General features: G+C 73.2%; 23 protein-coding genes. 7 read left to right on the top strand and 16 right to left on the bottom strand.

The window, feature by feature from the left end; genetic code table 11:
* The first annotated feature begins 78 nt into the window (after positions 1–78).
* A complete protein-coding gene (locus ACFVIU_RS17625) occupies positions 79–1,242 on the top strand; it encodes a methyltransferase domain-containing protein (RefSeq protein WP_385843383.1) in 1,164 nt (387 codons plus the stop codon).
* Positions 1,243–1,256: 14 nt separating this feature from the next.
* Here ACFVIU_RS17625 and ACFVIU_RS17620 read toward each other — a convergent pair whose 3' ends face one another.
* The 3 genes from ACFVIU_RS17620 to ACFVIU_RS17610 form a co-directional block, all read right to left on the bottom strand.
* The gene (locus tag ACFVIU_RS17620) at positions 1,257–2,522 is read right to left on the bottom strand and encodes an RNA polymerase sigma factor (protein ID WP_385843566.1); all 1,266 of its coding nucleotides are present in this window, start codon (positions 2,520–2,522) and stop codon (positions 1,257–1,259) included.
* An 82-nt stretch (positions 2,523–2,604) separates the two neighbouring features.
* Positions 2,605–2,961: a YciI family protein gene (locus tag ACFVIU_RS17615; RefSeq protein WP_385843382.1), complete on the bottom strand. Its 357-nt coding sequence runs from the start codon at positions 2,959–2,961 to the stop codon at positions 2,605–2,607.
* A gap of 207 nt (positions 2,962–3,168) precedes the next feature.
* Positions 3,169–4,203 carry a LacI family DNA-binding transcriptional regulator gene (locus tag ACFVIU_RS17610; protein WP_385843380.1) on the bottom strand — a complete coding sequence of 345 codons (1,035 nt, stop codon included), beginning with the start codon at positions 4,201–4,203 and terminating at the stop codon, positions 3,169–3,171.
* 155 nt (positions 4,204–4,358) lie between these two features.
* Here ACFVIU_RS17610 and ACFVIU_RS17605 point away from each other — a divergent pair, with 155 nt between their 5' ends.
* Positions 4,359–6,662, top strand: coding sequence for a glycoside hydrolase family 3 N-terminal domain-containing protein (locus ACFVIU_RS17605; protein WP_385843379.1), 2,304 nt, complete (start codon positions 4,359–4,361; stop codon positions 6,660–6,662).
* Between the two features lie 184 nt (positions 6,663–6,846).
* Here the strand turns inward: ACFVIU_RS17605 and ACFVIU_RS17600 are convergent, their stop codons facing one another.
* Genes ACFVIU_RS17600 through tsaB form a run of 4 tightly spaced genes read right to left on the bottom strand, consistent with a single transcriptional unit; the run spans position 6,847 to position 9,350 of the window.
* A complete protein-coding gene (locus tag ACFVIU_RS17600; protein WP_385843378.1) occupies positions 6,847–7,098 on the bottom strand; it encodes a hypothetical protein in 252 nt (83 codons plus the stop codon).
* Positions 7,095–8,186 carry a tRNA (adenosine(37)-N6)-threonylcarbamoyltransferase complex transferase subunit TsaD gene (gene tsaD, locus ACFVIU_RS17595; RefSeq protein ID WP_385843376.1) on the bottom strand — a complete coding sequence of 364 codons (1,092 nt, stop codon included), beginning with the start codon at positions 8,184–8,186 and terminating at the stop codon, positions 7,095–7,097. Before tsaD ends, ACFVIU_RS17600 begins: the two co-directional genes overlap by 4 nt.
* Positions 8,179–8,676: a ribosomal protein S18-alanine N-acetyltransferase gene (gene rimI / locus ACFVIU_RS17590; RefSeq protein WP_385843564.1), complete on the bottom strand. Its 498-nt coding sequence runs from the start codon at positions 8,674–8,676 to the stop codon at positions 8,179–8,181. Before rimI ends, tsaD begins: the two co-directional genes overlap by 8 nt.
* A gap of 17 nt (positions 8,677–8,693) precedes the next feature.
* The gene (gene tsaB, locus ACFVIU_RS17585) at positions 8,694–9,350 is read right to left on the bottom strand and encodes a tRNA (adenosine(37)-N6)-threonylcarbamoyltransferase complex dimerization subunit type 1 TsaB (protein WP_385843375.1); all 657 of its coding nucleotides are present in this window, start codon (positions 9,348–9,350) and stop codon (positions 8,694–8,696) included.
* 186 nt (positions 9,351–9,536) lie between these two features.
* Between tsaB and ACFVIU_RS17580 the strand changes: the two genes are divergently transcribed.
* Positions 9,537–10,106 (top strand): hypothetical protein, encoded by a 570-nt coding sequence (locus tag ACFVIU_RS17580; RefSeq protein ID WP_385843374.1) that lies wholly within the window; start codon positions 9,537–9,539, stop codon positions 10,104–10,106.
* A 312-nt stretch (positions 10,107–10,418) separates the two neighbouring features.
* Here ACFVIU_RS17580 and tsaE read toward each other — a convergent pair whose 3' ends face one another.
* The 6 genes from tsaE to ACFVIU_RS17550 form a co-directional block, all read right to left on the bottom strand.
* Positions 10,419–10,931 (bottom strand): tRNA (adenosine(37)-N6)-threonylcarbamoyltransferase complex ATPase subunit type 1 TsaE, encoded by a 513-nt coding sequence (gene tsaE / locus ACFVIU_RS17575; protein WP_385843372.1) that lies wholly within the window; start codon positions 10,929–10,931, stop codon positions 10,419–10,421.
* The gene (locus ACFVIU_RS17570; protein WP_385843371.1) at positions 10,897–12,156 is read right to left on the bottom strand and encodes an alpha/beta fold hydrolase; all 1,260 of its coding nucleotides are present in this window, start codon (positions 12,154–12,156) and stop codon (positions 10,897–10,899) included. Before ACFVIU_RS17570 ends, tsaE begins: the two co-directional genes overlap by 35 nt.
* A gap of 41 nt (positions 12,157–12,197) precedes the next feature.
* Positions 12,198–13,361: an alanine racemase gene (gene alr, locus ACFVIU_RS17565; protein ID WP_385843370.1), complete on the bottom strand. Its 1,164-nt coding sequence runs from the start codon at positions 13,359–13,361 to the stop codon at positions 12,198–12,200.
* Positions 13,362–13,408: 47 nt separating this feature from the next.
* Positions 13,409–14,311, bottom strand: coding sequence for a L,D-transpeptidase (locus ACFVIU_RS17560; RefSeq protein ID WP_385843369.1), 903 nt, complete (start codon positions 14,309–14,311; stop codon positions 13,409–13,411).
* Positions 14,312–14,493: 182 nt separating this feature from the next.
* Positions 14,494–15,930, bottom strand: a complete 1,437-nt coding sequence (locus tag ACFVIU_RS17555) for an NAD(P)H-hydrate dehydratase (protein ID WP_385843368.1) — start codon at positions 15,928–15,930, stop codon at positions 14,494–14,496.
* 51 nt (positions 15,931–15,981) lie between these two features.
* Complete coding sequence (locus tag ACFVIU_RS17550; protein ID WP_385843367.1) at positions 15,982–16,353, bottom strand: holo-ACP synthase; 372 nt, start codon at positions 16,351–16,353, stop codon at positions 15,982–15,984.
* Positions 16,354–16,415: 62 nt separating this feature from the next.
* Here ACFVIU_RS17550 and ACFVIU_RS17545 point away from each other — a divergent pair, with 62 nt between their 5' ends.
* Both ACFVIU_RS17545 and ACFVIU_RS17540 read left to right on the top strand, forming a co-directional pair.
* Positions 16,416–17,501, top strand: coding sequence for a DUF6183 family protein (locus ACFVIU_RS17545; RefSeq protein ID WP_385843366.1), 1,086 nt, complete (start codon positions 16,416–16,418; stop codon positions 17,499–17,501).
* A 45-nt stretch (positions 17,502–17,546) separates the two neighbouring features.
* The gene (locus ACFVIU_RS17540; protein WP_385843365.1) at positions 17,547–18,326 is read left to right on the top strand and encodes an SDR family NAD(P)-dependent oxidoreductase; all 780 of its coding nucleotides are present in this window, start codon (positions 17,547–17,549) and stop codon (positions 18,324–18,326) included.
* 28 nt (positions 18,327–18,354) lie between these two features.
* Here the strand turns inward: ACFVIU_RS17540 and glmS are convergent, their stop codons facing one another.
* The gene (gene glmS, locus ACFVIU_RS17535) at positions 18,355–20,202 is read right to left on the bottom strand and encodes a glutamine--fructose-6-phosphate transaminase (isomerizing) (RefSeq protein ID WP_385843364.1); all 1,848 of its coding nucleotides are present in this window, start codon (positions 20,200–20,202) and stop codon (positions 18,355–18,357) included.
* A gap of 163 nt (positions 20,203–20,365) precedes the next feature.
* Between glmS and coaA the strand changes: the two genes are divergently transcribed.
* A complete protein-coding gene (coaA, locus tag ACFVIU_RS17530) occupies positions 20,366–21,334 on the top strand; it encodes a type I pantothenate kinase (RefSeq protein WP_385843563.1) in 969 nt (322 codons plus the stop codon).
* A gap of 22 nt (positions 21,335–21,356) precedes the next feature.
* Complete coding sequence (locus ACFVIU_RS17525) at positions 21,357–22,307, top strand: DUF389 domain-containing protein (RefSeq protein WP_385843363.1); 951 nt, start codon at positions 21,357–21,359, stop codon at positions 22,305–22,307.
* 67 nt (positions 22,308–22,374) lie between these two features.
* Here the strand turns inward: ACFVIU_RS17525 and glmM are convergent, their stop codons facing one another.
* Both glmM and rpsI read right to left on the bottom strand, forming a co-directional pair.
* Positions 22,375–23,733: a phosphoglucosamine mutase gene (glmM, locus tag ACFVIU_RS17520; RefSeq protein WP_385843362.1), complete on the bottom strand. Its 1,359-nt coding sequence runs from the start codon at positions 23,731–23,733 to the stop codon at positions 22,375–22,377.
* Between the two features lie 180 nt (positions 23,734–23,913).
* Positions 23,914–24,426, bottom strand: a complete 513-nt coding sequence (gene rpsI, locus ACFVIU_RS17515; protein WP_103812805.1) for a 30S ribosomal protein S9 — start codon at positions 24,424–24,426, stop codon at positions 23,914–23,916.
* Between the last annotated feature and the right edge of the window lie 25 nt (positions 24,427–24,451).

The raw sequence follows: 24,451 nt of genomic DNA, 5'->3' as shown, positions 1-24,451 counted from the left end.
CCCAGGCCCCACCCGGCCACCCCGCCCGACACCACCCACCGCACGCGCACCATCCACCGACTGGCCCACAATGACCCGGTGAACGACCTCGCTCTCCTCCTCACCCCCGAAGGCCGTGCCCTCCTCGCCGAGGTCCGCGACACCGCCCCGGCGGACGAACTCGCCGTCGCCACCCGGCTGCGCCGCGACCACCCGGCCGAGCTGGTGTCGGCCGCGCTCGGCCAGGCCCGGCTGCGGCAGCGGGCGGCGGCGAAGTTCGGCGCGGCGGACGCCCAGCGGATGTACTTCACGCCCAACGGGGTCGAGCAGTCGACGCGCGCGAGCGTGGCGGCGTACCGGGCGGCCCGGCTGAAGGAGCTGGGCGTCACCTCGGTGGCCGACCTGTGCTGCGGGATCGGCGGGGACGCGATCGCGCTCGCCCGGGCCGGGATCCGGGTGCTGGCCGTGGACCGGGACCCGGTGACGGCGGCCACGGCGCGCGCCAACGCCGAGGCGCTCGGGCTCGCCGGGCTGATCGAGGTGCGGGAGGCCGATGTCACGGAGGTGGACACCGCCGGGTACGACGCGGTGTTCGTGGACCCCGCCCGGCGCGGGGGCCGCGGGCGGATCTTCGACCCGGAGGCGTACTCACCGCCGCTGTCCTGGGCCGTCGGCAAGGCCCTGGCGGCGCCCCGCGCCGCGCTGAAGATCGCGCCCGGCATCCCGCACGAGGCGGTGCCCGCCGAGGCCGAGGCGGAGTGGATCTCCGACGGCGGCGATGTGAAGGAGGCGGTGCTGTGGTTCGGGACCGGGGCGCCCGGCACGGTCCGGGCCACGCTGCTGCCCGGCCCGCGCACGCTGCTCGGCCGGGGGCTGCCCGATCCCGCGGTACGGCCGGTGGGGCGCTATCTGTACGAGCCGGACGGCGCCGTGATCCGCGCGCACCTGGTCGCCGAGGTGGCCGAGCAGGTCGGCGGCGGACTGATCGACGCGACCATCGCGTACGTCACCGCCGACGAGCTGCGACCCGTGCCGTACGCCTCGGCCTACGAGATCACGGACGTGCTGCCCTTCAACGTGAAGAAGCTGAAGGCGCTGCTGCGGGAGCGGGAGGTCGGCACGCTGACCGTGAAGAAGCGCGGGTCGGCCGTCGAGCCGGAGGAGCTGCGCAGGAAGGTCAAGCCGCAGGGCCCGAACGCGGCGACCGTCTTCCTGACCCGGGTGGCCGGCGCCCCGACCATGCTCGTCGGCCGCCCCGCCTGATCCGAAGAACCCCCCTAGTCCGGCGTCTCGGCGGCGCGGCGCAGCAGCAGGGTGCGTTCGCGTGCGTTGCGGGTGAGGCCGGCCGCGCGCGTGAACTCGGCCCGTGCCTCCGTCGTACGGCCCAGCCGGGACAGCAGGTCGCCGCGGACGCTGGGCAGCAGGTGGTAGTCGCGCAGGGCCGGTTCGCCGGCCAGGGCGTCCACCAGCGCCAGGCCCGCGGCGGGGCCTTCGGCCATCGCGACGGCGACCGCGCGGTTCAGCTCCACCACGGGGGACGGAGCGCGGGCCGCGAGCAGGTCGTACAGGGTGGCGATGGTGGGCCAGTCGGTCTCCTCGTACGTGTACGCGTGCGCGTGGCAGGCGGCGATGGCCGCCTGGAGGGCGTACGGGCCCGGGGCGCCGGGGGCCAGGGCCTCGGCGCGGGAGAGGGCCTGCACGCCGCGGGCGATGAGCAGGCGGTTCCAGCGGCGCCGGTTCTGGTCCTGGAGCAGCACCGGTTCGCCGTCCGGGCCGGTGCGGGCCGCCGTGCGGGAGGCCTGGAACTCCAGCAGCGCGGTCAGCGCGTGCACCTCCGGTTCCTTGGGCATCAGCGCGGACAGCACACGGGCCAGCCGCAGGGCGTCCTCGCACAGCCCGGGGCGCAGCCAGTCGTCGCCCGCGGTGGCCGCGTACCCCTCGTTGAAGATCAGGTAGATGACGTCCAGGACGGAGCCGAGGCGGGCCGCGCGGTCCGGGCCGTACGGCACCTCGAAGGCGACGTTCCGCCGGGCCAGGGTGCGTTTGGCGCGGACGATGCGCTGGGCGACCGTCGGCTCCGGGACCAGGCAGGCGCGGGCGATCTCGGCGGTGGTCAGACCGCCGAGCAGACGCAGTGTGAGCGCGGTGCGGGCCTCGGCGGACAGCACCGGGTGGCAGGTGGTGAAGACCAGCCGGAGCAGGTCGTCGTCGATGTCGTCCGGGTCGGCGGGCTCGTCGTACGCCGGCGGGGCCGTCCGCAGGTCCCGGCCGATCTCGGCGAGCTTGCGGGCGTAGGTCTCGCGGCGCCGGATCAGGTCGACGGCGCGGTGCCGGGCGGTGGCCATGAGCCAGCCGCCCGGGTTGTCGGGCACGCCGTCCCGGGGCCACTGCTCCAGGGCCGCGACCAGCGCGTCCTGCGCCAGTTCCTCGGCGAGGCCGACGTCCCGGACGATCCGGGCGACGCCGGCGATCACGCGCGGGGACTCCAGACGGAAGACGGTCTCGATGGCCTGGGCGGTGTCGCGCCGGGCGGTGTCGTACACGACGGGCTCGGGGTGTGCCGGGGTGGGCTGTGGTTCCACAGCCCACCATGCAACACCCCCGTACCGCACCGCGCCAGGCGCCTCAGCCCTCGGCGATCTCGCGTACCTCACAGGTCACGGTCCAGTACTCCTCGTGGGCCTTGAGGAACCGCTTGGTCCACTCGATGGCCTCGTCCATGTCCTTGCACTGCATGAGGGCGTATCCGCCGACGACCTCCTTCGACTCGGTGAACGGCCCGTCCGTGACGGTGACCTGGCCGCCCTCCCAGCGCACTCGCCGGCCCTGGCTGTGCGGGGTGAGTCCGGCGGTGTCGAGCATGACGCCCGCCTTGGTGATCTCCTCGATCAGCGCGCCCATGCGCTCCATCAGCTCGGGGCTGGGGCCCTCGGCCGGGGCGGTGGACTCGTCGACGCGCACGATCGACAGGTAGCGGGGCATGGTGCACTCCTTCGGTGGTGGGCGGGGCCTCTCCCCCGCCGCTCACCTGTGTGTCGAACGGGCCCCACCCCGAATCGACACCCCGCCGAAGTTTTTTTCCGGCTGCCGGCGACGGCGCCTGACGGTACACGTGACTCCGAAAGTTTCGACTGAGCAACCGATTGACTTCGGAGGAATGTCGGGGCACCCATCCAACCCGTCAAAACATCAACTTTCGGCCACCGGCGCCGCCGTACTCGACCGCACCACCAGACTCGTCGCCAGCTCCACCCGGCTCGCCGCCGGCTCCTGCTGCTCGCGCCCCAGCTCCAGCACCAGCCGGGCGGCCGCCTCGGCCATCTCGGTCAGCGGCTGCCGTACGGTCGTCAGCGGCGGGCCGACCCAGCGGGCCACCGGCAGATCGTCGAAGCCGACCACGCTGAGGTCCTCCGGGATGCGCAGTCCCAGCTCGCGGGCGGCCTCGTACAGCCCGAGCGCCTGGAGGTCGTTGCCCGCGAAGACGGCCGTCGGCCGGTCCGGGCGGCGCAGCAGCTCCAGGCCCAGCCGGTAGCCGGCGTCGTGGTGGAAGTCGCCGGTCAGCACGAGCGAGGGGTCGACGGGCAGGCCGGCGGTCTCCAGGGCCGCCCGGTAGCCGTCGACCCGGGCCCGGGCGCACATCATCCGGGACGGGCCGCTGAGCGCGCCGATCCGGGTGTGCCCGAGGTCGACCAGGTGCCGGGTGGCGGCGAGCCCGCCCTGCCAGTTGGTGGCCCCGACGGACGGCACGTCCGGGCCCGGGTCGCCGGCCGGGTCCATCACCACGAACGGGATGGACCGGCTGGTCAGCAGCGCCCGCTGGGACTCGTCGAGCCCGGACAGCACCAGCACCACCCCGTGCGGCCGGCGGGCGGCGACCTGGTCGGCCCAGGTGCGGCCCGGGGTGAGCCGGCCGGCCGACTCGGACAGCACCACGCTCAGCCCGGCGTCCCGGGCCACGTTCTCCACGCCCCGGATGACCTCCATCGCCCAGGCGCTCTCCAGCTCGTGGAAGACCAGGTCGATCAGCGGGGAGCGGGAGGCCTCGGCGCGTCGGCGCCGGTAGCCGTAGGCGCGCAGCAGTTCCTCGACCCGGGTGCGGGTCGCCGGGGCCACGTCGGCACGGCCGTTGAGCACCTTCGAAACAGTCGGAGCGGAGACCCCGGCCTCACGGGCGATTTCGGCGAGGGTCGCCGTCTGCGTTTCTGCGGGCTTCGAAGGCTTCATGCCCGCGATCGTATCGCCGCAGCACCCCTTGACGAAGGCCTTCGCGAGCCATAGGTTCCCGGAACATTCGCTATACACTTCGAAACATTCGTAGTCGCCGTACAGAGAACCGAACAGCCACAGCCAAGAGTCCAGCTGAGTCAGACGGGAGTTCCATGACCACCGCCCCTTGGCGCGACCCCGACCTGCCCGCCGGCGCCCGCGTGGACGACCTGCTCTCCCGGATGACCCTGGAGGAGAAGGCCGCCCAGCTGTACGGCGTGTGGGTGGGCGCCGCCACGGACGGCGACGGAGTCGCCCCCCTGCAACGCGAGATGAGCGCCGCCTACGACTGGGACGAGCTGATCACCCTCGGCCTGGGCCAGCTGACCCGCTCCTTCGGCACGGCCCCGGTCGAGCCGGACGTCGCCGCCCGGGCCCTGGCCCGCGCCCAGCGCCGGATCGCCGGGGCCGGCCGGTTCGGCATCCCGGCCGTCGCACACGAGGAGTGCCTGGCCGGGTTCACCGCCTGGCAGGCGACGGCGTACCCGGTGCCGCTCGCCTGGGGCGCCTCCTTCGACCCGGAGCTGGTCGAGGAGATGGGCCGGCACATCGGCCGTGATCTGCGCTCGGCCGGGGTCCACCAAGGTCTGGCACCGGTGCTGGACGTCGTCCGCGACCCGCGGTGGGGACGGGTCGAGGAGACGATCGGCGAGGACCCGTACCTGGTCGGCACGGTCGGCACGGCCTATGTGCGCGGCCTGGAGTCGGCCGGCGTGGTGGCCACGCTCAAGCACTTCGCCGGCTACGCGTCCTCGGCGGGCGCCCGCAACCTGGCGCCGGTCCGGGCGGGCGTCCGGGAGTTCGCGGACCTCACCCTGCCGCCCTTCGAGATGGCCCTGCGCGAGGGCGGGGCCCGGTCGGTGATGGCGGCCTACACGGAGACCGACGGGGTGCCGGTCTCCGCCGACCCGCGGCTGCTGACCGATGTGCTGCGCGAGGAGTGGGGCTTCACCGGCACGGTGGTCGCCGACTACTTCGGCATCGCCTTCCTCCAGACCCTGCACCGGGTGGCGGCGGACGAGGAGGAGGCGGCCCACCGGGCGCTGGTGGCGGGCATCGACGTCGAGCTGCCCACCCTGAAGTGCTACGGCACCCCGCTGGTGGCCGCCGTCCGCGCGGGCCGGATCCCGGAGTCGCTGGTGGACCGCGCGGCCCGCCGGGTGCTGGTGCAGAAGTGTGAACTGGGCCTGCTGGACGAGGACTGGCGGCCGGAGCCGGAGGGCCCGGTCGACCTGGACTCGGCGGCGAACCGCACCCTCGCCCGCCGGCTGGCCGAGGAGTCGGTGATCCTGCTGGACAACCCGGGCGGCGCGCTGCCGCTGGCCCCCGACGCCCGGATCGCGGTCGTCGGGCCGCGTGCGGCGGACGCGTTCGCCATGCTCGGCTGCTACTCCTTCCCCTCCCATGTCCTGCCGCAGCACCCCGAGGTCCCGCTGGGCATCGAGATCCCGACCCTGCTGGACGCGCTGCGCGGCGAACTGCCGGACGCCAAGGTGACGTTCGCCGAGGGCTGCGGCGTCGCGGAGCCGGACACCGCCGGGTTCGCGGAGGCGGTGGCCCGGGCGGCGGAGGCGGACGTGTGCGTGGCGGTGCTCGGCGACCGGGCGGGCCTGTTCGGCCGGGGCACCTCGGGCGAGGGCTGCGACGTCGCCGACCTGAGCCTGCCGGGCGTGCAGGGGGAGTTGCTGGACGCGCTGGTCGAGACCGGCGTCCCGGTCGTCCTCGTGCTGCTGACCGGACGGCCGTACGCCCTCGGCCGCTGGCACGGGCGGCTCGGCGCGGTGGTCCAGGCCTTCTTCCCCGGGGAGGAGGGCGGCCCTGCGGTGGCCGGGGTGCTGTCCGGCCGGGTGAACCCCTCCGGCCGCCTGCCGGTGAGCGTGCCGCGCGTGCCCGGCGGCCAGCCGTGGACCTACCTCCAGCCGCCGCTCGGCCTGCCGAACGACGTCAGCAGCCTGGACCCGACCCCGCTGTACCCCTTCGGGCACGGCCTGTCGTACACCACCTTCGCCTGGGAGGACGTCCAGGCGACGGAAACAAGTGTTTCCACGGACGGCACCTGCGACCTCTCGCTGACCGTCCGCAACACCGGAGAACGTGAGGGGGCGGAGGTCGTCCAGCTGTATCTGCACGACCCGGTGGCGAGCGTGACCCGGCCCGACGTACGGCTGATCGGATACCGGCGGGTGGACCTCGCCCCCGGCGCGTCCCGCCGGCTCACCTTCCGCTTCCACGCCGACCTGTCCGCCTTCACGGACGGCACGGGGACGCGGGTGGTGGAGCCGGGCGCGCTGGAGCTGCGGCTGGGCACCTCCAGCGCGGAGATCCGGCACACGGCCCGGCTCGAACTGACCGGTCCGGTGCGGGTGGTGGGCGCGGAGCGCCGGCTGCGCTGCGAGACGCTCCTCGACGGGTCCTGAAACGACGAGACCCGCCTCCGGAGATTCGGAGGCGGGTCTCGGATGGAGCGCCGGGCAGGCCTTGCACCTGCATCTCCCCGCAGGAAGCGGGACGTCTTTCCTTGGACCACCAACGCACTGCGTCCGGGCCGGTGTTCCGGCCGTTCGCGGTGAGATGATCATAGCGGAAGTGCGGCCCGGTCCGTCAACTCACCTGCTCGAACCGCCAGCGGTGCACCGCCCGGGTCACCAGCTCCGGGTCCGGCTCGGGCAGTTCGGGCAGCTCCGCGTCGTACGGCGCGTCCCACCAGGTGATGACCAGCACCCGGTCCTGCGGCGCCCGGAAGGTCTCCCGGCGCACCGGCTCGGCGGCGAGGGGCTGCGCGCGCACCCAGTCCAGCAGCCGCCCGCCGCGCCCCTCGGCCGCCCGGGCCTCCCACATCAGCGCGACCGTCACGAGTACAGGTTCTCCTTGCTGACCTCGTGCACATGGTCGTGGTCGTGGCCGGGCACGTGCGGCTCGGTCACCGGCAGGGAGGAGTCGGCCGACAGGTCCCAGGCGGAGGCGGCCCGGTTCCGGGCGACCATCTCGGCGCCGAGCGCGGCCACCATCGCGCCGTTGTCCGTGCACAGCTTGGGGCGCGGGACGCGCAGCCGGATGCCGGCCGCCTCGCAGCGCTCCTGGGCGAGGGCGCGCAGCCGGGAGTTGGCCGCGACCCCGCCGCCGATCATCAGGTGGTCGACGCCCTCGTCCTTGCAGGCACGGACGGCCTTGCGGGTCAGCACGTCGACCACGGCCTCCTGGAAGGAGGCGGCCACGTCCCGGACCGGGACCTCCTCGCCGGCCGCGCGCTTGGCCTCGATCCAGCGGGCCACGGCCGTCTTCAGACCGGAGAAGGAGAAGTCGTAGGCGGGGTCGCGCGGGCCGGTCAGGCCGCGCGGGAAGGCGATGGCCTCCGGGTCGCCCTCGCGCGCGTACCGGTCGATGACCGGGCCGCCGGGGAAGCCCAGGTTCAGCACGCGGGCGATCTTGTCGAAGGCCTCGCCGGCCGCGTCGTCGATGGTCGAGCCCATGGGCCGTACGTCGGCGGTGATGTCCTCGGACAGCAGCAGCGAGGAGTGGCCGCCGGAGACCAGCAGGGCCATGGTCGGCTCGGGCAGCGGGCCGTGCTCCAGCTGGTCGACGCAGATGTGGGAGGCGAGGTGGTTGACGCCGTAGAGGGGCTTGCCGAGGGCGTAGGCGTACGCCTTGGCCGCCGAGACCCCGACCAGCAGGGCGCCCGCGAGCCCGGGACCGGCGGTGACGGCGATGCCGTCCAGGTCCCGGGCGCTCACCCCGGCCTCCTTCAGCGCGCGGTCGATGGTCGGGACCATCGCCTCCAGGTGCGCCCGGGACGCCACCTCCGGTACGACACCGCCGAAGCGGGCGTGCTCGTCCACGCTGGAGGCGACGGCGTCCGCCAGCAGGGTGGTGCCGCGGACGATGCCGACGCCGGTCTCGTCGCAGGAGGTCTCGATGCCGAGGACGAGCGGTTCGTCAGCCATTGATCTCGGTTCCTTGTACAGATGAGGCGGGGTCGGTCAGGCGCATGACCAGGGCATCCACGTTCCCCGGCTGGTAGTAGCCGCGTCTGAACCCGATGGGGGCGAAGCCGAAGCGCTCGTAGAGCTTCTGGGCACGGACGTTGTCGACCCGGCACTCGAGCATGACCTCGGTGCACTCGAAGGCGGTCGCGGCCCGCAGCAGCTCGGTCAGCAGCCGGGCGCCGAGGCCGGTGCCCTGGAGGTCGCGGGCGACGGCGATGGTCTGGATGTCACCGACCGCGGCGGAGCCGCTGTCGGACCCGGTGCCGGAGGCGGCGAGCCCGGCGTATCCGACGATCCGGCCGTCCTCCGCCGCCACCAGGTACCGGCGGCTCGCCTCGGGGCCCCGCGCGTGCGCCAGCTCGGACCAGAACATGCCCCGGGACCAGGCGTCCTCGGGGAACAGGTCCTTCTCCAGCTCCAGGACCGGGTCGATGTCCCACCAGCGCATCTCGCGCAGTCGTACCGTCACTTCGGGGTGACCACCTTGTAGTTCTTGGGAACCTGGGCGTCCGGGCGGCGCAGATACAGCGGGCGGGGCGCCGGCAGCTCCTCGCCGGCCGCCAGCCGGGCCGCGGCGAGCGAGGCGAGCGCGGCGGCGGACACGTGCTCGGGCTCGTGGACGCTCGGGAAGGTGTCCGGGTAGAGCAGCGCGCCCGCGCCGACCGCCGGAAGCCCGGCGACCTGCTCGGCGATGTCCGCCGGGCGGTCCACCGCCGGATCGGTCAGCCGGGTGTGCGAGTCGGCGTACTTCGCCCAGTAGACCTCCTTGCGCCGGGCGTCGGTCGCCACGACGAAGGGGCCGGTCTCGATGTCGGCGGCGTGGGCGAGGCCGTCCAGGGTGCAGACCCCGTGCACGGGGACGCCGAGCGCGAGCCCGAAGGTGTCGGCGGTCATCAGCCCGACGCGCAGGCCGGTGTAGGGGCCGGGTCCGATGCCGACGACGATCCCGGTGACCGCCTCCAGCTTCAGCCCGGCCTCGGCGAGCACGCGGTCGACGGCCGGCAGCAGCAGCTCTCCGTGCCGGCGCGCGTCCACCTGGCTCGACGAGGCGATGACGTCCGTGCCGTCGTGCAGCGCGACGGTGACGGCGGGTGTTGCGGTATCCAGAGCGAGCAAGAGCACGCGAACAGCCTACGGCGCCCGCGGCTCGCGCACGCCCGTCCGGGGCGCACGGTCACCGGCTGCTACGGTCTGTACGGAGTACGTCACGAAGTACGACATATGACAGCTCTTGTCCGGCAATCCTGTCCGGCATTTCCTGTCCGGCATTTCTTGTCCGGCATTCGGTGCGAGCAGAGGTGGGCGCAGGTGGCAGGGACCAGCTCGGGGATCGTGGCCGCTCTCACCGCGGCGGCCGTCGGCGCCGTCGGCTTCCTCGCCTACCAGGCCCAGGCGACCGTGCCGGCGGGCCTGGGCGGCAGGCCCGCGCCGGGCGCGTCCGCGTCGGCGGCCGCCAGCAAGGCGCCCCGGGACCGGCACAACCCGACCGCCCTGCCGAGCGGCTCCGGCACGGGTGAGCGGGTCGTGTACTCGGTGGACGACGACCGGGTCTGGCTGGTCGGCGAGAGCGGCCGGGTGGAGCGCTCGTTCCCGGTGTTCCCGGGCACCCTGGACCCGCTGCCGGGCACCTACTGGGTGTCGTCCCGCTCGAACGCGATCACCGGCACGGACGGGCTGCCCGTCGAACACGTGGTGCGGTTCACCAGCGTGGACGGGGTGGCGATCGGCTTCAGCGCGGCGGTCGGCAGCGGCGACTCCGGCTCCGGCGCGGGGCCCGAGCCGGGCGTCAAGACGGGCGGCATCCGGGAGAACCGGGAGGACGGCGACGCGATGTGGAAGTTCGCCACGATCGGGGTGCGGGTGGTCGTGATCCGCTAGGCGGCGTCACGGTGGGCACGGTCGGCAGGGTCGCGGTCCGCAGGGCCATGGTCCGCAGGGGGCTGCGGGGGTGTCCCGCCTTCGGGGGGTTCCGGAGCCCTCGAAATCGCGTCCGCCGCCGCGCACGACGCCAGCAGGTCGCTCATCGACACGTCGGACATGGACGCCTCCTGAGGTGCGGGGGCGGGCGGGGTTAGGCATGCCTAACCAAGGGCTGGATACCATGTCATCACGCCCGGAGGTCCCGCGCAACAGGTTGCCGACGGCCTGTCGGAAAAGGTCGGACGCCGAAAGGGTCGGACGCCGAACGGGTCAGACGGTCAGGGCGGCCAGGTCCGAGCCGGTCCACCGCGCGCCCAGCCCGGTCAGCGTCACATGCCGTACCTCGTCGGTGGTGTCGCCGACGGCACGGTGGATGACGACCTGGAGGCGGTCCTCGGTCAGCTCCTCGACCTTGCCCTCGCCCCACTCCACGACGATCACCGAGTCGGACAGCGAGACATCGAGGTCGAGGTCCTCCATCTCGTCCAGGCCGCCACCGAGCCGGTAGGCGTCCACGTGGACCAGCGGCGGACCGTCGCCGAGCGAGGGGTGCACCCGGGCGATCACGAAGGTCGGCGAGGTGACCGCGCCGCGCACGCCCAGGCCCTCGCCGAGTCCCCGGGTCAGCGTGGTCTTGCCCGCCCCCAGCTCACCGCTGAGCATCACCAGGTCGCCCGCGCGCAGCAGCGCGGCCAGCCGGCGGCCCAGCTCGCGCATCTGCTCGGGCGAGGTGATCGTCAGGCGGGTCTCAGCGGGGAGGTGCGGTGCTGCTGGTGCTTCCATAGCCCATAACCGTAGCCCCTGCGGGTACCGCACCCGCGCGGGTGAGCAGGTCGGCGAGGCGGTCGGTGACCACTTCCGGGTGTTCCAGCATCACCAGGTGCCCGGCGTCCGGCACCAGCACCAGCTCGGCGTCCGGGAGCAGGCCGGCGATGGCCTCGCTGTGCTCGCTCGGCGTCACCAGGTCCTGCATCCCGGCCAGCACCAGCACCGGCAGCTCCCGGAAGCAGGCCAGTGCCTCGGTCTTGTCGTGCTCGGTGAAGGCCGGATAGAACTCGGCGACCACGTCGATCGGGGTGGACTCGATCATCCGCTCGGCGAACCGCTCGACCGCCGGATCGACGTCCCGCCCGGCGAACGAGTACCGCTTGATGATCCCGGCGAACAGGTCGGCGGTGGCCCGGCGCCCCTTCTCCACCAGCTCCGCCTGCTGCCCGAGCGCCCTGAGCACCCCCGGGAGTATCCGGCGGATCGCGTTGACCCCGGCCATCGGCAGCCCGAAGTTGACCTCGCCCATCCGGCCGGAGGAGGTACCGACGAACGCGGTGGCGACGACCCGGTCCCGGATCAGCTCGGGAAAGTGCGCGGCGAGCGCCATCACCGTCATCCCGCCCATCGAGTGGCCGACCAGCACGATCGGCCCCTCCGGTACGGCGGCGTCCAGGACGGCCTTCAGATCGCGGCCGAGCTGGTCGATGGTGACGGGCACCCGGTCCCGGGTCTGGGCCACGCCCCGCCCGGAGCGCCCGTGGCTGCGCTGGTCCCAGTGCACGGTCCGGACCACCCCGCGCAGCGCCGCCCGCTGGAAGTGCCAGGCGTCCTGGTTGAGGCAGTAGCCGTGGCAGAGGACGACGGTGACCGGGGCGGGCGCCTTGCGGCCGAACAGCCGGCGCCGGCGCGGCGAGACCTGCGCGCCGGAGTCGGGCTCGACCTCGTCGACCTCGTAGTACAGCTCGGTGCCGTCGTCGGCGACGGCCTTGCCCGGGGTGCCGCGCAGGGTGCCGTACGGCCCCGCCGAGTCCAGCGCCAGCCGTGCCTTGCGGCGCACCCCGCGGCCGACCGTCATCCGCTCCAGGGCGACACCGGCCGCCGCTCCCGCGGCCAGCACGCCGATCGCGGCTCCGGCGAGGCCGGTCGCCCTGCGCCAGCTCCCGGCCGCCCCCGCGGCGGAGGCGGCGGCCGCCGAGGCCACGACGTCCGCCACGGCCTCCGCACTGCTCTCGCTCACGTACCGCTCCTCTTCGCCGTACCGCAGTTCGCCCGGACGGGTTACGCGTGCTCGTTCACATAGACGCGCGGAACCCGGGTTCCGATGCGCGTCACGATCTCGTACGCGATGGTGCCGCAGGCCTGCGCCCAGTCCTCGGCGGTGGGCTCACCGCGGTCCCCGGGCCCGAACAGCACGGCCTGGCTGCCCACCGCGGGCTCGTCGCCGCCCAGGTCCACCACGAACTGGTCCATCGCGACGCGCCCGGCGACCGTCCGCCACTTGCCGTCGACCAGCACCGGGCCGGTGCCGGAGGCGTGCCGCGGGATGCCGTCCGCGTACCCGACCGGGACCAGGCCGAGGGTGGTCTCGCCGGGGGTGACGTAGTGGTGGCCGTACGACACCCCGTGGCCGCCCGGGACATGCTTGACCAGCGCCAGCGAGGCGCTGAGCGTCATCACCGGGCGCAGCCCGAAGTCGGCGGGCGTGCCCAGCTCCGGGCTCGGCGCGATGCCGTACATCGCGACGCCCGTGCGGACCAGGTCGAAGTGGGTCTCGGGGAGGGTGAGCGCGGCCGCGGAGTTGGCGATGTGCCGCACCTCGGGGCGCACGCCCTGCCGCTCGGCGTACGACACCATCTCCCGGAAGCCGGCGAGCTGGGCGGCGATGGACGGATGGCCCGGCTCGTCGGCGCAGGCGAAGTGCGACCACAGGCCGGTGACCCGGACCAGCCCGGCGGCCTCGGCGCGCAGCGCCTCGGCGACCAGTTCGGCCCAGTCGGCGCCGGGCTGGCAGCCGTTCCGGCCGAGCCCGGTGTCCGCCTTGAGCTGCACCCGGGCGACCCGGCCGGCCTGCCGGGCGGCCGCCACGACCTCCTCGAGGGCCCACATCCCGCTCAGCGACACGTCGATGTCCGCCTCGATCGCCTGCCGCCAGGGGCCGCCGGGCACCCACAGCCAGCACAGGATCCGGCCCGGCAGCCCGGCCGCCCGCAGTGCCAGGGCCTCCTCGGGCGTGGCCGTGCCGAGCCAGGTCGCACCGGCCTTGAGGGCCGCGCGGGCACAGGGCACCGCCCCGTGGCCGTAACCGTCGGACTTGACGACGGCCATCAGGGCGGCGCCGTTCACCCGGGCGCGCAGGGTCCGCACATTGGCGCGCAGGGCGCCGAGATCGATCTCGGCGCGGGCGCGCAGGGGGGCGGTCGGCACAGCTGCTGTCTCACTCATCGCGCCCCCAGTCTCTCAGAGGCCCGAACGGGGCCTCGGGTGCCGTCTCAGGTACCCGGGCGCCGCCCCCACACATACACGTGGTCGCCCTTCTTCGTGACATCCCACAGCTTGCGCGCGTCGGCGAGCTTGAGGTTGACGCAGCCCATGGAACCGACGGTGGTGTAGATGCTGCCGTAGACGGCGTGGAAGGCCTGGCCGCCGTCGAAGAACTGGGCGTACGGCATCGGCTGGTTGTAGAGGGTCGAGACATGGTTCTTGTGCCGCCAGTAGATGGTGTGCCAGCCCTTGCGGGTGACATATCCCTTGCGGCCGCTGCGGATCGGCACCGGGCCGAACACCACCTTCGACCCCTTTTGCACCCAGGTGAGCTGACGGTCCAGATCGACGCAGGCGACCCGGTACGACCGCACCGGGCACTTCTTGGCCGCGTTCGGGTTCTTCTTGGCCGAGAGCAGCATCATGGTCGACCAGGTCACCGGCCCGGCGAAGCCGATCGCGGGCTTGATCTTGTAGGTGATCTGGAAGGCGCGGATCGCCTTGCAGTCGGAGGCGGACTGCTTGCCGTCCACCTTCAGCTTCAGCCAGCGCTCGACCTGGCGCTGGTAGGGGCCGGCCTGTTTGCTGCACGTCACCTTGGCGACGGCGTCGTTCAGGGGCACGTACTCGATGAGGTCGTACGTCCCCGGTGCCGCGTCCCTGGGCTCTACGGCGTCCTCCTGCCGGCTCGGCGTGTACACCTTCGGCGGCAACGCCTGGTCGGGCGTGTCGATCTGCCAGGGCTGACCGGGACGGGGGGCGACACCCGGGACGAGGTCGGTGGTGGGGGTCGGGGAGACGGGGTGCGCCGCCGCGGGCTCGGCGGCTGCGGTGAGGGCCCCGGCGGGAAGGGTCACCGCTGCCGCGAGCAGCACGGCGAGGCCTCGCTGTGCGATTTGTCTGCTGATCACCTCTTCAGCCAAGCGTGGGGCTCCGCCGGTTCAGCGGTGGCGCGCGGGAAGGTCACCCGGGTGGAGCGGAGCCCGAGCTGCGGGCAGTCGTGCCGCTGGGGCGGCACGGGTGGGCGCAGCGGCACCTCTCAGCGAGCAGCGCCCTGTCCCACCCCCGCCCAACCACAGCACCGCGCACACCCTCACACGCCCCGCACATCACGCCACGCCTCCGGGATGCGGTCCGAGACGTCATGCGCCCCCACCGGCGCCCCCGCCGCCGCGAACCGCCCCGCCAGGCCGTGCAGATACGCGCCCACACTCCCCGCATCCCGCGCCGACAGCCCCGCCGCCAGCAAGGAGCCCGCCAGCCCGGACAGCACATCCCCGCTCCCGGCCGTGGCCAGCCACCCCGTGCCCGTGGGGTTCACCCGCACCGCCCCGGCGCCCCCCGCCTCGGCGACCAGCGTCGTCGACCCCTTCAGCAGCACCGCCGCCCGGTACCGCGCCGCCAACTCCCGTACCGCCGCCAGCCGGCCGCCCTCGACCTCCTCCCGCCGTACCCCCAGCAGCGCGGCCGCCTCCCCGGCGTGCGGCGTCATCAGGGTCGGCGCCGTACGCCCCCGTACCGACTCCGGCTCCGCCAGCCGCAGCCCGTCCGCGTCGAGCAGGACCGGCACATCCGCCGCCAGCACCTCGGCCACGGTCGCCGCGTCCTCGCCGGCCCCCGGTCCGACCACCCACGCCTGCACCCGCCCGGCCTTCGCGGGTCCGGCGTCGGACACCAGCGTCTCGGGGAACCGGGCGATGACCGCGTCCCCGGCCGGCCCCACATAGCGCACCGCCCCGGCCCCGCCCCGCAGCGCCCCGGAGACGGCGAGGACCGCGGCCCCGGGATACCGCGCGGATCCGGCGGCGATGCCCACCACCCCGCGCCGGTACTTGTCGCTCTCCGCCGCCGGCACCGGCAGCAGCCGCGCCACCTCGGCGTGCTGCAAGGCCTCCAGCTCGCCCTCGGCGGGCAGTTCGAGCCCGATGTCGACGAGCCGTACGACACCGGCGTACTCCCGCGCGGGATCCACCAGCAGCCCCGGCTTGTACGTCCCGAAGGTGACGGTCACATCGGCCGCGAGCGCGGCGCCCCGCACCTCGCCGGTGTCCGCCTCCACCCCGCTGGGCAGGTCCACCGCCACCACCGCCGCCCGGGACCGCGCCACCACCCCGGCCAGCCGCTCGGCGTCCGGCCGCAGCCCGCCTCTGCCGCCGATCCCGACGATCCCGTCCACCACCAGATCGGCCCGCAGCAGCAGGTCCTCGGCGCGGTCCGGGGAGGTCACCGTCCCACCGGCCCGCCGCAGCGCGGCCAGGCCGCCGGCGTGCGTCCGGTCCGGCGCGAGGAGCACGGCGGTGACCCCGGCGCCGCGCCGGGCCAGCCGGGCTCCCGCGTACAGCGCGTCCCCGCCGTTGTCGCCGCTGCCCACGAGCAGTACCACCCGGCTGCCGTACACCCGCCCGAGCAGTTCGGCGCAGGCGGCGGCCAGCCCGGCGGCGGCCCGCTGCATCAGCGCGCCCTCCGGCAGCCGTGCCATGAGGGCCCGTTCGGCCGTCCTTACCGTCTCCACGCTGTACGCAGTACGCATGGAACCGAGTCTGCCCGGTATCCCCCGCCCGCCACACCCGGTCCGGGCCGCTCAGCCCTCCGCGACCACCACCGCGGAGGCGACGCCCGCGTCATGGCTCAACGACACGTGCCAGGAGCGCACTCCCAGCTCCGCCGCCCGGGCGGCCACCGTCCCGCGCACCCGCAGCCGGGGCTGCCCGCTGTCCTCCACGTACACCTCGGCATCGGTCCAGTGCAGTCCCGGCGGCGCCCCCAGCGCCTTGGCCAGCGCCTCCTTCGCCGCGAACCGCGCCGCGAGCGAGGCGATGCCGCGCCGCTCCCCGCCGGGCAGCAGCAACTCCCGCTCCACGAACAGCCGGTCGGCCAGCCCCGGCGTCCGCTCCAGGGACGCCCGGAAGCGGTCGATCTCGGCGACGTCGATGCCCACCCCGATGATGCTCATGCCGAGAACCCTAAGGCGCGACCGGGCAACGCACCCTCGGCGCGGCGCCGTAGAGTGACCGGATGTCCGAGCCCTCCCGTCCGCCCGCCGACCCGGGCACCGCCCCGGAGCAGTTGTACGAGCTGGCCCTGGCCGCGCCCGACCGGTACCGGACCGCCGAGCTGTCCCGCGCCCTCGCCGAGCACTACGCGCAGGAGTCCGCCGACTGGGCCGTACGGCTGGCCGCGGATCTGGCCGCGGTGCGGGACCCGGAGTCCTGGCGGCGGCTGGTACGGCAGATCGCCTGGCAGCTGTCCCGGCGGACCAGCCTCGTCACACTCCGGCCGCTGTTCGAGACCCACTCCCCCGTCGCCCTCGACGACCCGGCGACCGAGGTCCGCGCCTGTCTGCTGTACGAACTGGCCCTGCGCTCCGGCTTCCACCACCCCCGCCACCACGCGGCCTACCTCGCCTACGGCGCCGGGCTGCGCGACCTCGGCCACCCGCTGGCCTGGCTGCCGCTCACCTCGTACCGCTTCGAGCAGGTGATGTGGCTGTCCAGCCGTACCGAACACGGTGCCGTCGGCTCGGACGGCCCGGAGCGCCTGCGCGCCGGCTACCCCGAGATACCGCCCACCGCCGGCGGGGCCCGCGCCGGACGGGCCGCACACCGGATCGCGGACCCCGCCCGCACCACGGCCGCGGCCGGCGGCTTCGGCCAACTCGCGCAGCAGGAAGCGGTGTTCTACGCGCTCCCGGAGCCCCTCGACCCGGCCGACTTCAACGGCGCCCTGCTCGCCGAGCTGGACGCGGAGTGCCTGGAGGCCACCACCGGCGACACCGTCACCACGGTCCACACCACCGCGGACGACCTCGCCGGCGACCTCTTCCTCGCCGATTTCGGCGGCGGCTGCTACGGCGAACCGCAGTACGGCGCCTACGCCCGGCTGCACGCCTGGCAGAGCCTGTACGCGGTACTGGACCTCGGTCCGGAGACCCCGCACGCGGAGGCGATCCGCCGCGCCGCCGACTTCCGCTTTCTGCGTTTCGCCCTCCCCCAGCACTCCGACAACCGCTGGTTCACCTGGGACTTCACGGACACCGCGTTCGCCTGTCTGGACCCGGACCGCACCCGGGTCACCGTCCTCGCGGCGAGCGAGACCGACTGACGGACCGTCCGGCCCCCTCGCCCACACACCCCTTAGCCTGCACGCATGACGCCGCAGACGTATCTCTCCGAGTTGTTCTCCCTCGAGGGCCGGGTCGCCCTCGTCACCGGCGGCAGCTCCGGCATAGGCCGGGCCATCGCCGAGGCGCTGGCGCTGGCCGGCGCCCAGGTGGTGGTCGTCGCCCGCGGCAAGGAACAACTGGCCGCCACCGTCGAGGAGTTGCGGGCGGCCGGCGGCCGGGCCGACTGGGTGAGCGGGGACCTGACCGACCGTGCCGGGGTGCGGGCGGCGGCCGAGGAGGCGGCCGGGGTGTTCGGCGAACCCGACATCCTCGTCAACTCCGCCGGGATCAACCTGCGCCCGCCGATGAACGAGCTGGACGAGGACGTCTGGGACACCACCATGGCGGTGAACCTGACGGCGCCCTTCCTGCTGGGACAGCGGTTCGGCCCCGGCATGGCCGAGCGGGGCTTCGGCCGGATCATCCACATCACCTCCCAGCAGGCGCACCGCGCCTTCGTACAGAGCGGTGCGTACGGCGTGTCGAAGGGCGCGCTGGAGTCGCTGGCCCGCTCCCAGGCCGAGGCCTGGTCCCCGCACGGCGTCACCGTCAACACCCTGGTGCCCGGGTTCGTGATGACGCCGCTCAACCGGCGGCTGTCGTCCGACCCGGAGCGGGTCGCGGCGCTGGCCGCGCGCACCATGACCGGCCGCAACGGCCTCGCCGAGGACTTCGCGGGCGCCGCCGTCTTCCTCGCGAGCCGCGCCTCCGCCTACCTCACGGGCCAGTCGATCTGCGTGGACGGCGGCTTCTCCGTCCACTGACCACGCACACCGGCCGCGCTCCCCGCCGCTACTCCACCGTCACCGACTTCGCCAGGTTCCGCGGCTGGTCCACGTCGTTGCCCCGCGCCGTGGCCAGCTCGCAGGCGAAGACCTGGAGCGGCACCGTGGCCACCAGCGGCTGGAGCAGCGTCGGCGTGACCGGGATGCGGATCAGGTGGTCGGCGTACGGGACCACCGCCTCGTCACCCTCCTCCGCGATGACGATCGTGCGCGCACCCCGCGCCCTGATCTCCTGGATATTGGAGACGATCTTGTCGTGCAGGACCGAGCGGCCGCGCGGGGACGGTACGACGACCACCACCGGCAGGTCCTCCTCGATCAGCGCGATCGGGCCGTGCTTCAGCTCGCCCGCCGCGAAGCCCTCGGCGTGCATATAGGCGAGTTCCTTGAGCTTCAGGGCGCCTTCCAGGGCGACCGGGTAGCCGACGTGCCGGCCCAGGAAGAGGACCGTGTCCTTGTCGGCGAGGGTGCGGGCCAGCGCCCGTACCGGCTCCATCGTCTCCAGGACCCGGTCGACCTCCTCCGAGATGCGCGAGAGGTCCCTGATCACGGCCTGGATCTCGTCGCCCCACTTGGTGCCGCGCACCTGGCCCAGATAGAGGGCCACCAGATAGCAGGCGACCAGCTGGGTCAGGAACGCCTTGGTCGAGGCGACCGCCACCTCCGGGCCGGCGTGCGTGTACAGCACCGCGTCCGACTCGCGCGGGATCGTCGAGCCGTTGGTGTTGCAGATGGCCAGCACCTTCGAGCCCTGCTCGCGGGCGTGCCGCAGCGCCATCAGGGTGTCCATGGTCTCGCCGGACTGGGAGATCGCGATCACCAGCGAGCGGCTGTCCAGGATCGGGTCCCGGTAGCGGAACTCGCTGGCCAGCTCCACCTCGCAGGGGATCCGCGTCCAGTGCTCGATGGCGTACTTGGCGATCAGGCCGGAGTGGAAGGCCGTACCGCAGGCGACGATGACGACCTTGTCGATCTCGCGCAGCTCGGAGGGGCTGATCCGCACCTCGTCCAGCGTCAGCGAGCCGGACGGGTCGATCCGGCCGAGCAGGGTGTCGGCGACCGCCTTGGGCTGCTCGGCGATCTCCTTGAGCATGAAGTAGTCATAGCCGCCCTTCTCCGCCGCCGACGCGTCCCAGTCGACGTGGTAGGAGCGGACCTCCGCCGGGCGGCCGTCGAACCCGGTGACCGTCACGCCGTCGCGGCGCAGCTCCACCACCTGGTCCTGGCCCAGCTCGATCGCCGAGCGGGTGTGGGCGATGAACGCGGCGACGTCGGAGGCCAGGAACGCCTCACCCTCGCCGACGCCCACCACCAGCGGCGAGTTGCGGCGCGCGCCGACCACCACGTCCGGCTCGTCCGCGTGCACCGCGACCAGCGTGAACGCGCCCTCCAGCCGTCGGCACACCAGCCGCATCGCCTCCGCCAGGTCGGCGCAGGAGGAGAACTCCTCGGCGAGCAGGTGGGCGACCACCTCGGTGTCGGTCTCGGAGTTCAGCTCATGACCGCGCTCGGCCAGTTCGGCGCGCAGCACCGCGAAGTTCTCGATGATGCCGTTGTGGACGACGGCGACCCGGCCCGCGTTGTCCAGATGCGGGTGGGCGTTGGCGTCGGTGGGGCCGCCGTGGGTGGCCCACCGGGTGTGACCGATGCCCGTCGAGCCCGTCGGCAGCGGCCGCTCGACCAGCTCCTTCTCCAGGTTGACCAGCTTCCCCGCCTTCTTGCCCGCGGCCAGCCCGCCGTCGGCCAGCACGGCGACGCCCGCCGAGTCGTACCCCCGGTACTCCAGCCGCTTCAGCCCGGCCATCACGACATCGAGCGCCGACTGCGATCCCACGTATCCCACGATTCCGCACATGCGCCGCAGCCTACGGTCCACACGGCGCCGGAAACCGCTTCCGCGTGCCCGAATTCGGAAATTCCCACCGCCATACGAGCGCTCCGGCAGGCGTGACGGACCCCACCTCCCCGCGCCGTACAAACTCCGTTAACAATGGAATGTGATCTCACCGGTCTCCTCGATGCCCCGGAGCGCCCACCGGCACAGGCCGGAGGCGACTCCCTACGTCGACCTCACCCGCGCCGAGTGGAGCGCGCTGCGTGACAAGACGCCGCTCCCCCTCACCGCCGAGGAGGTGGAACGGCTGCGGGGCCTGGGCGATGTGATCGACCTGGAGGAGGTGCGGGACATCTACCTCCCGCTCTCGCGCCTGCTGAATCTCTACGTCGGCGCCACCGACGGCCTCAGAGGCGCGCTGAACACCTTCCTCGGCGAGCAGGGCTCCCAGTCCGGCACCCCGTTCGTCATAGGGATCGCCGGCTCCGTGGCCTGCGGCAAGTCGACCGTCGCCCGGCTCCTCCAGGCGCTGCTGTCCCGCTGGCCCGAGCACCCGCGGGTGGAGCGCGTCACCACCGACGGCTTCCTGCTGCCGACCAAGGAGCTCCAGGCCCGCGGCCTGATGTCGCGGAAAGGTTTCCCCGAGTCCTACGACCGCCGGGCCCTGACCCGGTTCGTCGCCGACATCAAGGCCGGCAAGGACGAGGTCACCGCCCCCGTCTACTCGCACCTGATCTACGACATCGTGCCGGGCGAGAAGCTCGTCGTCCGCCGCCCCGACATCCTGATCGTCGAGGGCCTCAACGTCCTCCAGCCCGCCCTGCCCGGCAAGGACGGCCGCACCCGGGTCGGTCTCGCCGACTACTTCGACTTCAGCGTGTACGTCGACGCGGCCGCCGACGACGTCGAGCGCTGGTACCTCAACCGCTTCCGGAAGCTGCGGCAGACCGCCTTCCAGGACCCCAACTCGTACTTCCGCAAGTACACCCAGGTGTCCGAGGAGGAGGCCCTCGACTACGCCCGCACCCAGTGGCGGACGATCAACAAGCCCAACCTGGTCGAGAACATCGCCCCCACCCGCGGCCGCGCCACCCTGGTCGTCCGCAAGGGCCCCGACCACAAGGTGCAGCGGCTGAGGCTGCGCAAGCTGTAGTCCACAGGGTTGGATGGGCGCCATGCTGCATCTGCGCCTGATCACCCCCTCTGACACGACGGACGAGGTGGTGCGGCTGATCGAGAAGACGGTCGGCACCGCCCACCTCGTCGTCCTGCCGGGAGCCGCCCGCAATCCCGTCGGCGACGTGGTGCTCTGCGACGTCGCCCGCGAGGCCGGCGACGAACTCCTCACCGAGCTGCGCCGCCTGGAGCTGGACCGCACCGGCTCCATCGCGGTGGAGAACATCGACCTGTCGCTGTCCCGCCGGGCCGACAAGGCGGAACAGGAGGCGCCGGGCGAGGGCGCGGACGCCGTGCTGTGGGAGGGGCTGACGGACGCCACGCACGAGGAGTCCACGCTCTCCGTCACCTACGTCGCGTTCCTGGCCGTGGCCACCATGCTCGCCGCCTGCGGTGTGATGCTGGACAACGCGATCCTGATCGTGGGCGCGATGGCGGTCGGCCCGGAGTTCGGTCCGCTCGCGGGCATCTCCACGGCCCTGGTGCAGCGGGCCCCGGCCCTGGTGGCGCGGTCGCTGTGGGCGCTACTGGCCGGATTCGCCGCCGCGATGGTGCTGACGGCGGGCTTCAGCTGGCTGATGGACCAGCTGGGGTACTTCGACCGCTCCATGGTGGAGGCGGCCCGCCCGAACACCGGGTTCATCTGGAAACCGGACGCGATGTCCTTCGTCGTGGCCTTCCTGGCCGGCATCGCCGGAACCCTGTCCCTCACGTCCGCGAAGTCCGGTGCGCTGATCGGCGTGGCGATCTCGGTGACCACGGTTCCGGCGGCGGCGAACGCGGCGGTGGCCCTCAGCTACACCGACTACTCCCAGACCTGGGGCTCGACCTGGCAGCTCCTCGCCAACCTCGGCGGCATCGTACTGGCCGGCACCCTCACGCTGCTGGCCCAGAAGTGGTTCTGGGCCAGGCAGCGGGCACGTACCGCGAAGACCGGGAGCTTCTCGTAGTGCAGCGCGCGGTCCGGGCCGATGCGGCCACCGGGCCGTCACTGCCCACCGAGTCACTCCATGCCGGCTAGCCCAGCGCCGACTTCACCGCGTCGGCCAGCCGGCCGGCGACCGAGCGGGCCTGCTCGATGTCCGCGGCCTCGACCATCACCCGCACCAGCGGCTCGGTCCCCGAGGGACGCAGCAGCACCCGCCCGGTGTGGCCCAGCTCCCGCTCGGCCTCGGTGACGGCTGCGGCCAGGTCGCCGGACGTCCTCACCCGCGACTTGTCCACGTCCGGCACGTTGATGAGCACCTGCGGCAGCCGCTCCATCACCGACGCCAGCTCCCGCAGCGACCGCCCGGTCTCCGCGACCCGCGCCGCCAGCAGCAGCCCGGTCAGCGTGCCGTCCCCGGTCGTCGCGTGATCGAGGATGATCACGTGCCCGGACTGCTCGCCGCCGAGCGCGTACCCGTGCTCCTTCATCTCCTCGAGCACATAGCGGTCGCCCACCGCCGTCTGCACCAGCTGGATCCCGGCCCGCTCCATCGCCAGCTTGAAGCCCAGGTTGGACATCACCGTGGCGACGACCGTGTCGCTGCGCAGCGCCGACCGCTCCCGCATCGCCAGCGCCAGGACGGCGAGGATCTGGTCGCCGTCCACCTCGGCGCCGGTGTGGTCCACGGCCAGGCACCGGTCGGCGTCACCGTCGTGCGCGACCCCGAAGTCCGCGCCGTGCTCCACGACCGCGGCCTTCAGCCGGTCCAGATGGGTCGAACCGCAACCGTCGTTGATGTTGAGCCCGTCCGGCTCGGCGCCGATCGTCACGACCTGGGCACCGGCCCGCGCGAACACCTCCGGCGAGACCCCCGAGGCCGCGCCGTGCGCTTCGTCCAGGACGATCTTCAGTCCGTCGAGCCGGTTGGGCAGCACCGACAGCAGATGGCCGACGTACTGCTCGAAACCCTCGTCGTAGGGCCGGACGCGGCCCACCCCGGCGCCCGTCGGGCGCTCCCAGGGCTCACCGTGGCGGTGCGACTCGTAGACCGCCTCGATCCGGTCCTCCAGCTCGTCGGCGAGCTTGTGGCCGCCGCGGGCGAAGAACTTGATGCCGTTGTCCGGCATGGCGTTGTGGCTGGCGGACAGCATCACGCCCAGGTCGGCACCGAGCGCACCGGTCAGGTACGCGACCGCCGGGGTCGGCAGCACGCCGACCGTCAGGACGTCGACGCCCGCGCTCGCCAGACCGGCGACCACGGCCGCCTCCAGGAACTCCCCGGACGCCCGCGGGTCCCGTCCGACCACGGCTTTCGGCTTGTGGCCCGCGAAGGTGCCCGCCTCGGCCAGCACATGCGCCGCGGCGACGGAGAGGCCGAGCGCCATCTCGGCCGTCAGATCCGCGTTGGCGACACCGCGCACGCCGTCCGTGCCGAAGAGTCGTCCCACTTGTCCTCCATCCGATCACACAAGCCGGTCACACAAGCCTCTGAGCGCCTGAACGTCTTGTGTCGTTATACGCCCTTGGCTTGGATAAACGAACGCCCCGACGGCACAAGTGGCGTGCCGCCGGGGCGTTCGGAGTACGCAGGGGCCGAAGCCCGTACACGTACGAGCAGGCAGCGAAGCTTAGCGCTTGCTGTACTGCGGAGCCTTGCGGGCCTTCTTCAGACCGGCCTTCTTGCGCTCGACCGCACGGTCGTCGCGCTTCAGGAAGCCGGCCTTCTTCAGCGGGCCGCGGTTGTTGTCGACGTCGGCCTCGTTCAGCGCACGGGCGACACCGAGACGGAGCGCACCGGCCTGACCGGAGACACCGCCACCGGCGATGCGGGCGATGACGTCGTAGCGGCCCTCCAGCTCGAGCACCTTGAAGGGCTCGTTGACTTCCTGCTGGTGCACCTTGTTCGGGAAGTAGTCCTCGAGGGTGCGGCCGTTGATCTTCCACTTGCCGGTGCCCGGAACGATCCGGACGCGGGCAATGGCGTTCTTACGGCGGCCCAGGCCGGCAGCCGGCTGGGGCTCACCGAAGCGCGAGGCGAGGGACTCGGAGGTGTACTCACCCTCCACCGGAACCTCGGACTCGGTGGTGTAGCTGTCGATGTCAAGCTCTTCGAGCGGCTGCTCGGCAGTGGTCTCGGCCACGATTCTCCTCAGATTCTCTTCAGTC

Source organism: Streptomyces sp. NPDC127190 (assembly GCF_042672505.1).
Taxonomy (GTDB): Bacteria; Actinomycetota; Actinomycetes; order Streptomycetales; family Streptomycetaceae; genus Streptomyces.
This window is presented reverse-complemented; position numbering and strand designations above follow the sequence as displayed.

Excerpts from the sequence above, each read along its gene's own strand:
- ACFVIU_RS17550 (WP_385843367.1), bottom strand. The coding sequence starts at position 16,353 with ATGAGCATCATCGGGGTGGGCATCGACGTCGCCGAGATCGACCGCTTC.
- glmS (WP_385843364.1), bottom strand. The coding sequence starts at position 20,202 with ATGTGCGGAATCGTGGGATACGTGGGATCGCAGTCGGCGCTCGATGTC.
- ACFVIU_RS17545 (WP_385843366.1), top strand. The coding sequence starts at position 16,416 with ATGTCCGAGCCCTCCCGTCCGCCCGCCGACCCGGGCACCGCCCCGGAG.
- alr (WP_385843370.1), bottom strand. The coding sequence starts at position 13,361 with ATGAGTGAGACAGCAGCTGTGCCGACCGCCCCCCTGCGCGCCCGCGCC.
- ACFVIU_RS17615 (WP_385843382.1), bottom strand. The coding sequence starts at position 2,961 with ATGCCCCGCTACCTGTCGATCGTGCGCGTCGACGAGTCCACCGCCCCG.
- ACFVIU_RS17605 (WP_385843379.1), top strand. The coding sequence starts at position 4,359 with ATGACCACCGCCCCTTGGCGCGACCCCGACCTGCCCGCCGGCGCCCGC.
- rimI (WP_385843564.1), bottom strand. The coding sequence starts at position 8,676 with ATGCGCTGGTGGGACATCGACCCGGTCCTGGAGCTGGAGAAGGACCTG.
- ACFVIU_RS17525 (WP_385843363.1), top strand. The coding sequence starts at position 21,357 with ATGCTGCATCTGCGCCTGATCACCCCCTCTGACACGACGGACGAGGTG.
- ACFVIU_RS17610 (WP_385843380.1), bottom strand. The coding sequence starts at position 4,203 with ATGAAGCCTTCGAAGCCCGCAGAAACGCAGACGGCGACCCTCGCCGAA.
- coaA (WP_385843563.1), top strand. The coding sequence starts at position 20,366 with ATGCCCCGGAGCGCCCACCGGCACAGGCCGGAGGCGACTCCCTACGTC.
- tsaD (WP_385843376.1), bottom strand. The coding sequence starts at position 8,186 with ATGGCTGACGAACCGCTCGTCCTCGGCATCGAGACCTCCTGCGACGAG.
- ACFVIU_RS17540 (WP_385843365.1), top strand. The coding sequence starts at position 17,547 with ATGACGCCGCAGACGTATCTCTCCGAGTTGTTCTCCCTCGAGGGCCGG.
- tsaE (WP_385843372.1), bottom strand. The coding sequence starts at position 10,931 with ATGGAAGCACCAGCAGCACCGCACCTCCCCGCTGAGACCCGCCTGACG.
- ACFVIU_RS17555 (WP_385843368.1), bottom strand. The coding sequence starts at position 15,930 with ATGCGTACTGCGTACAGCGTGGAGACGGTAAGGACGGCCGAACGGGCC.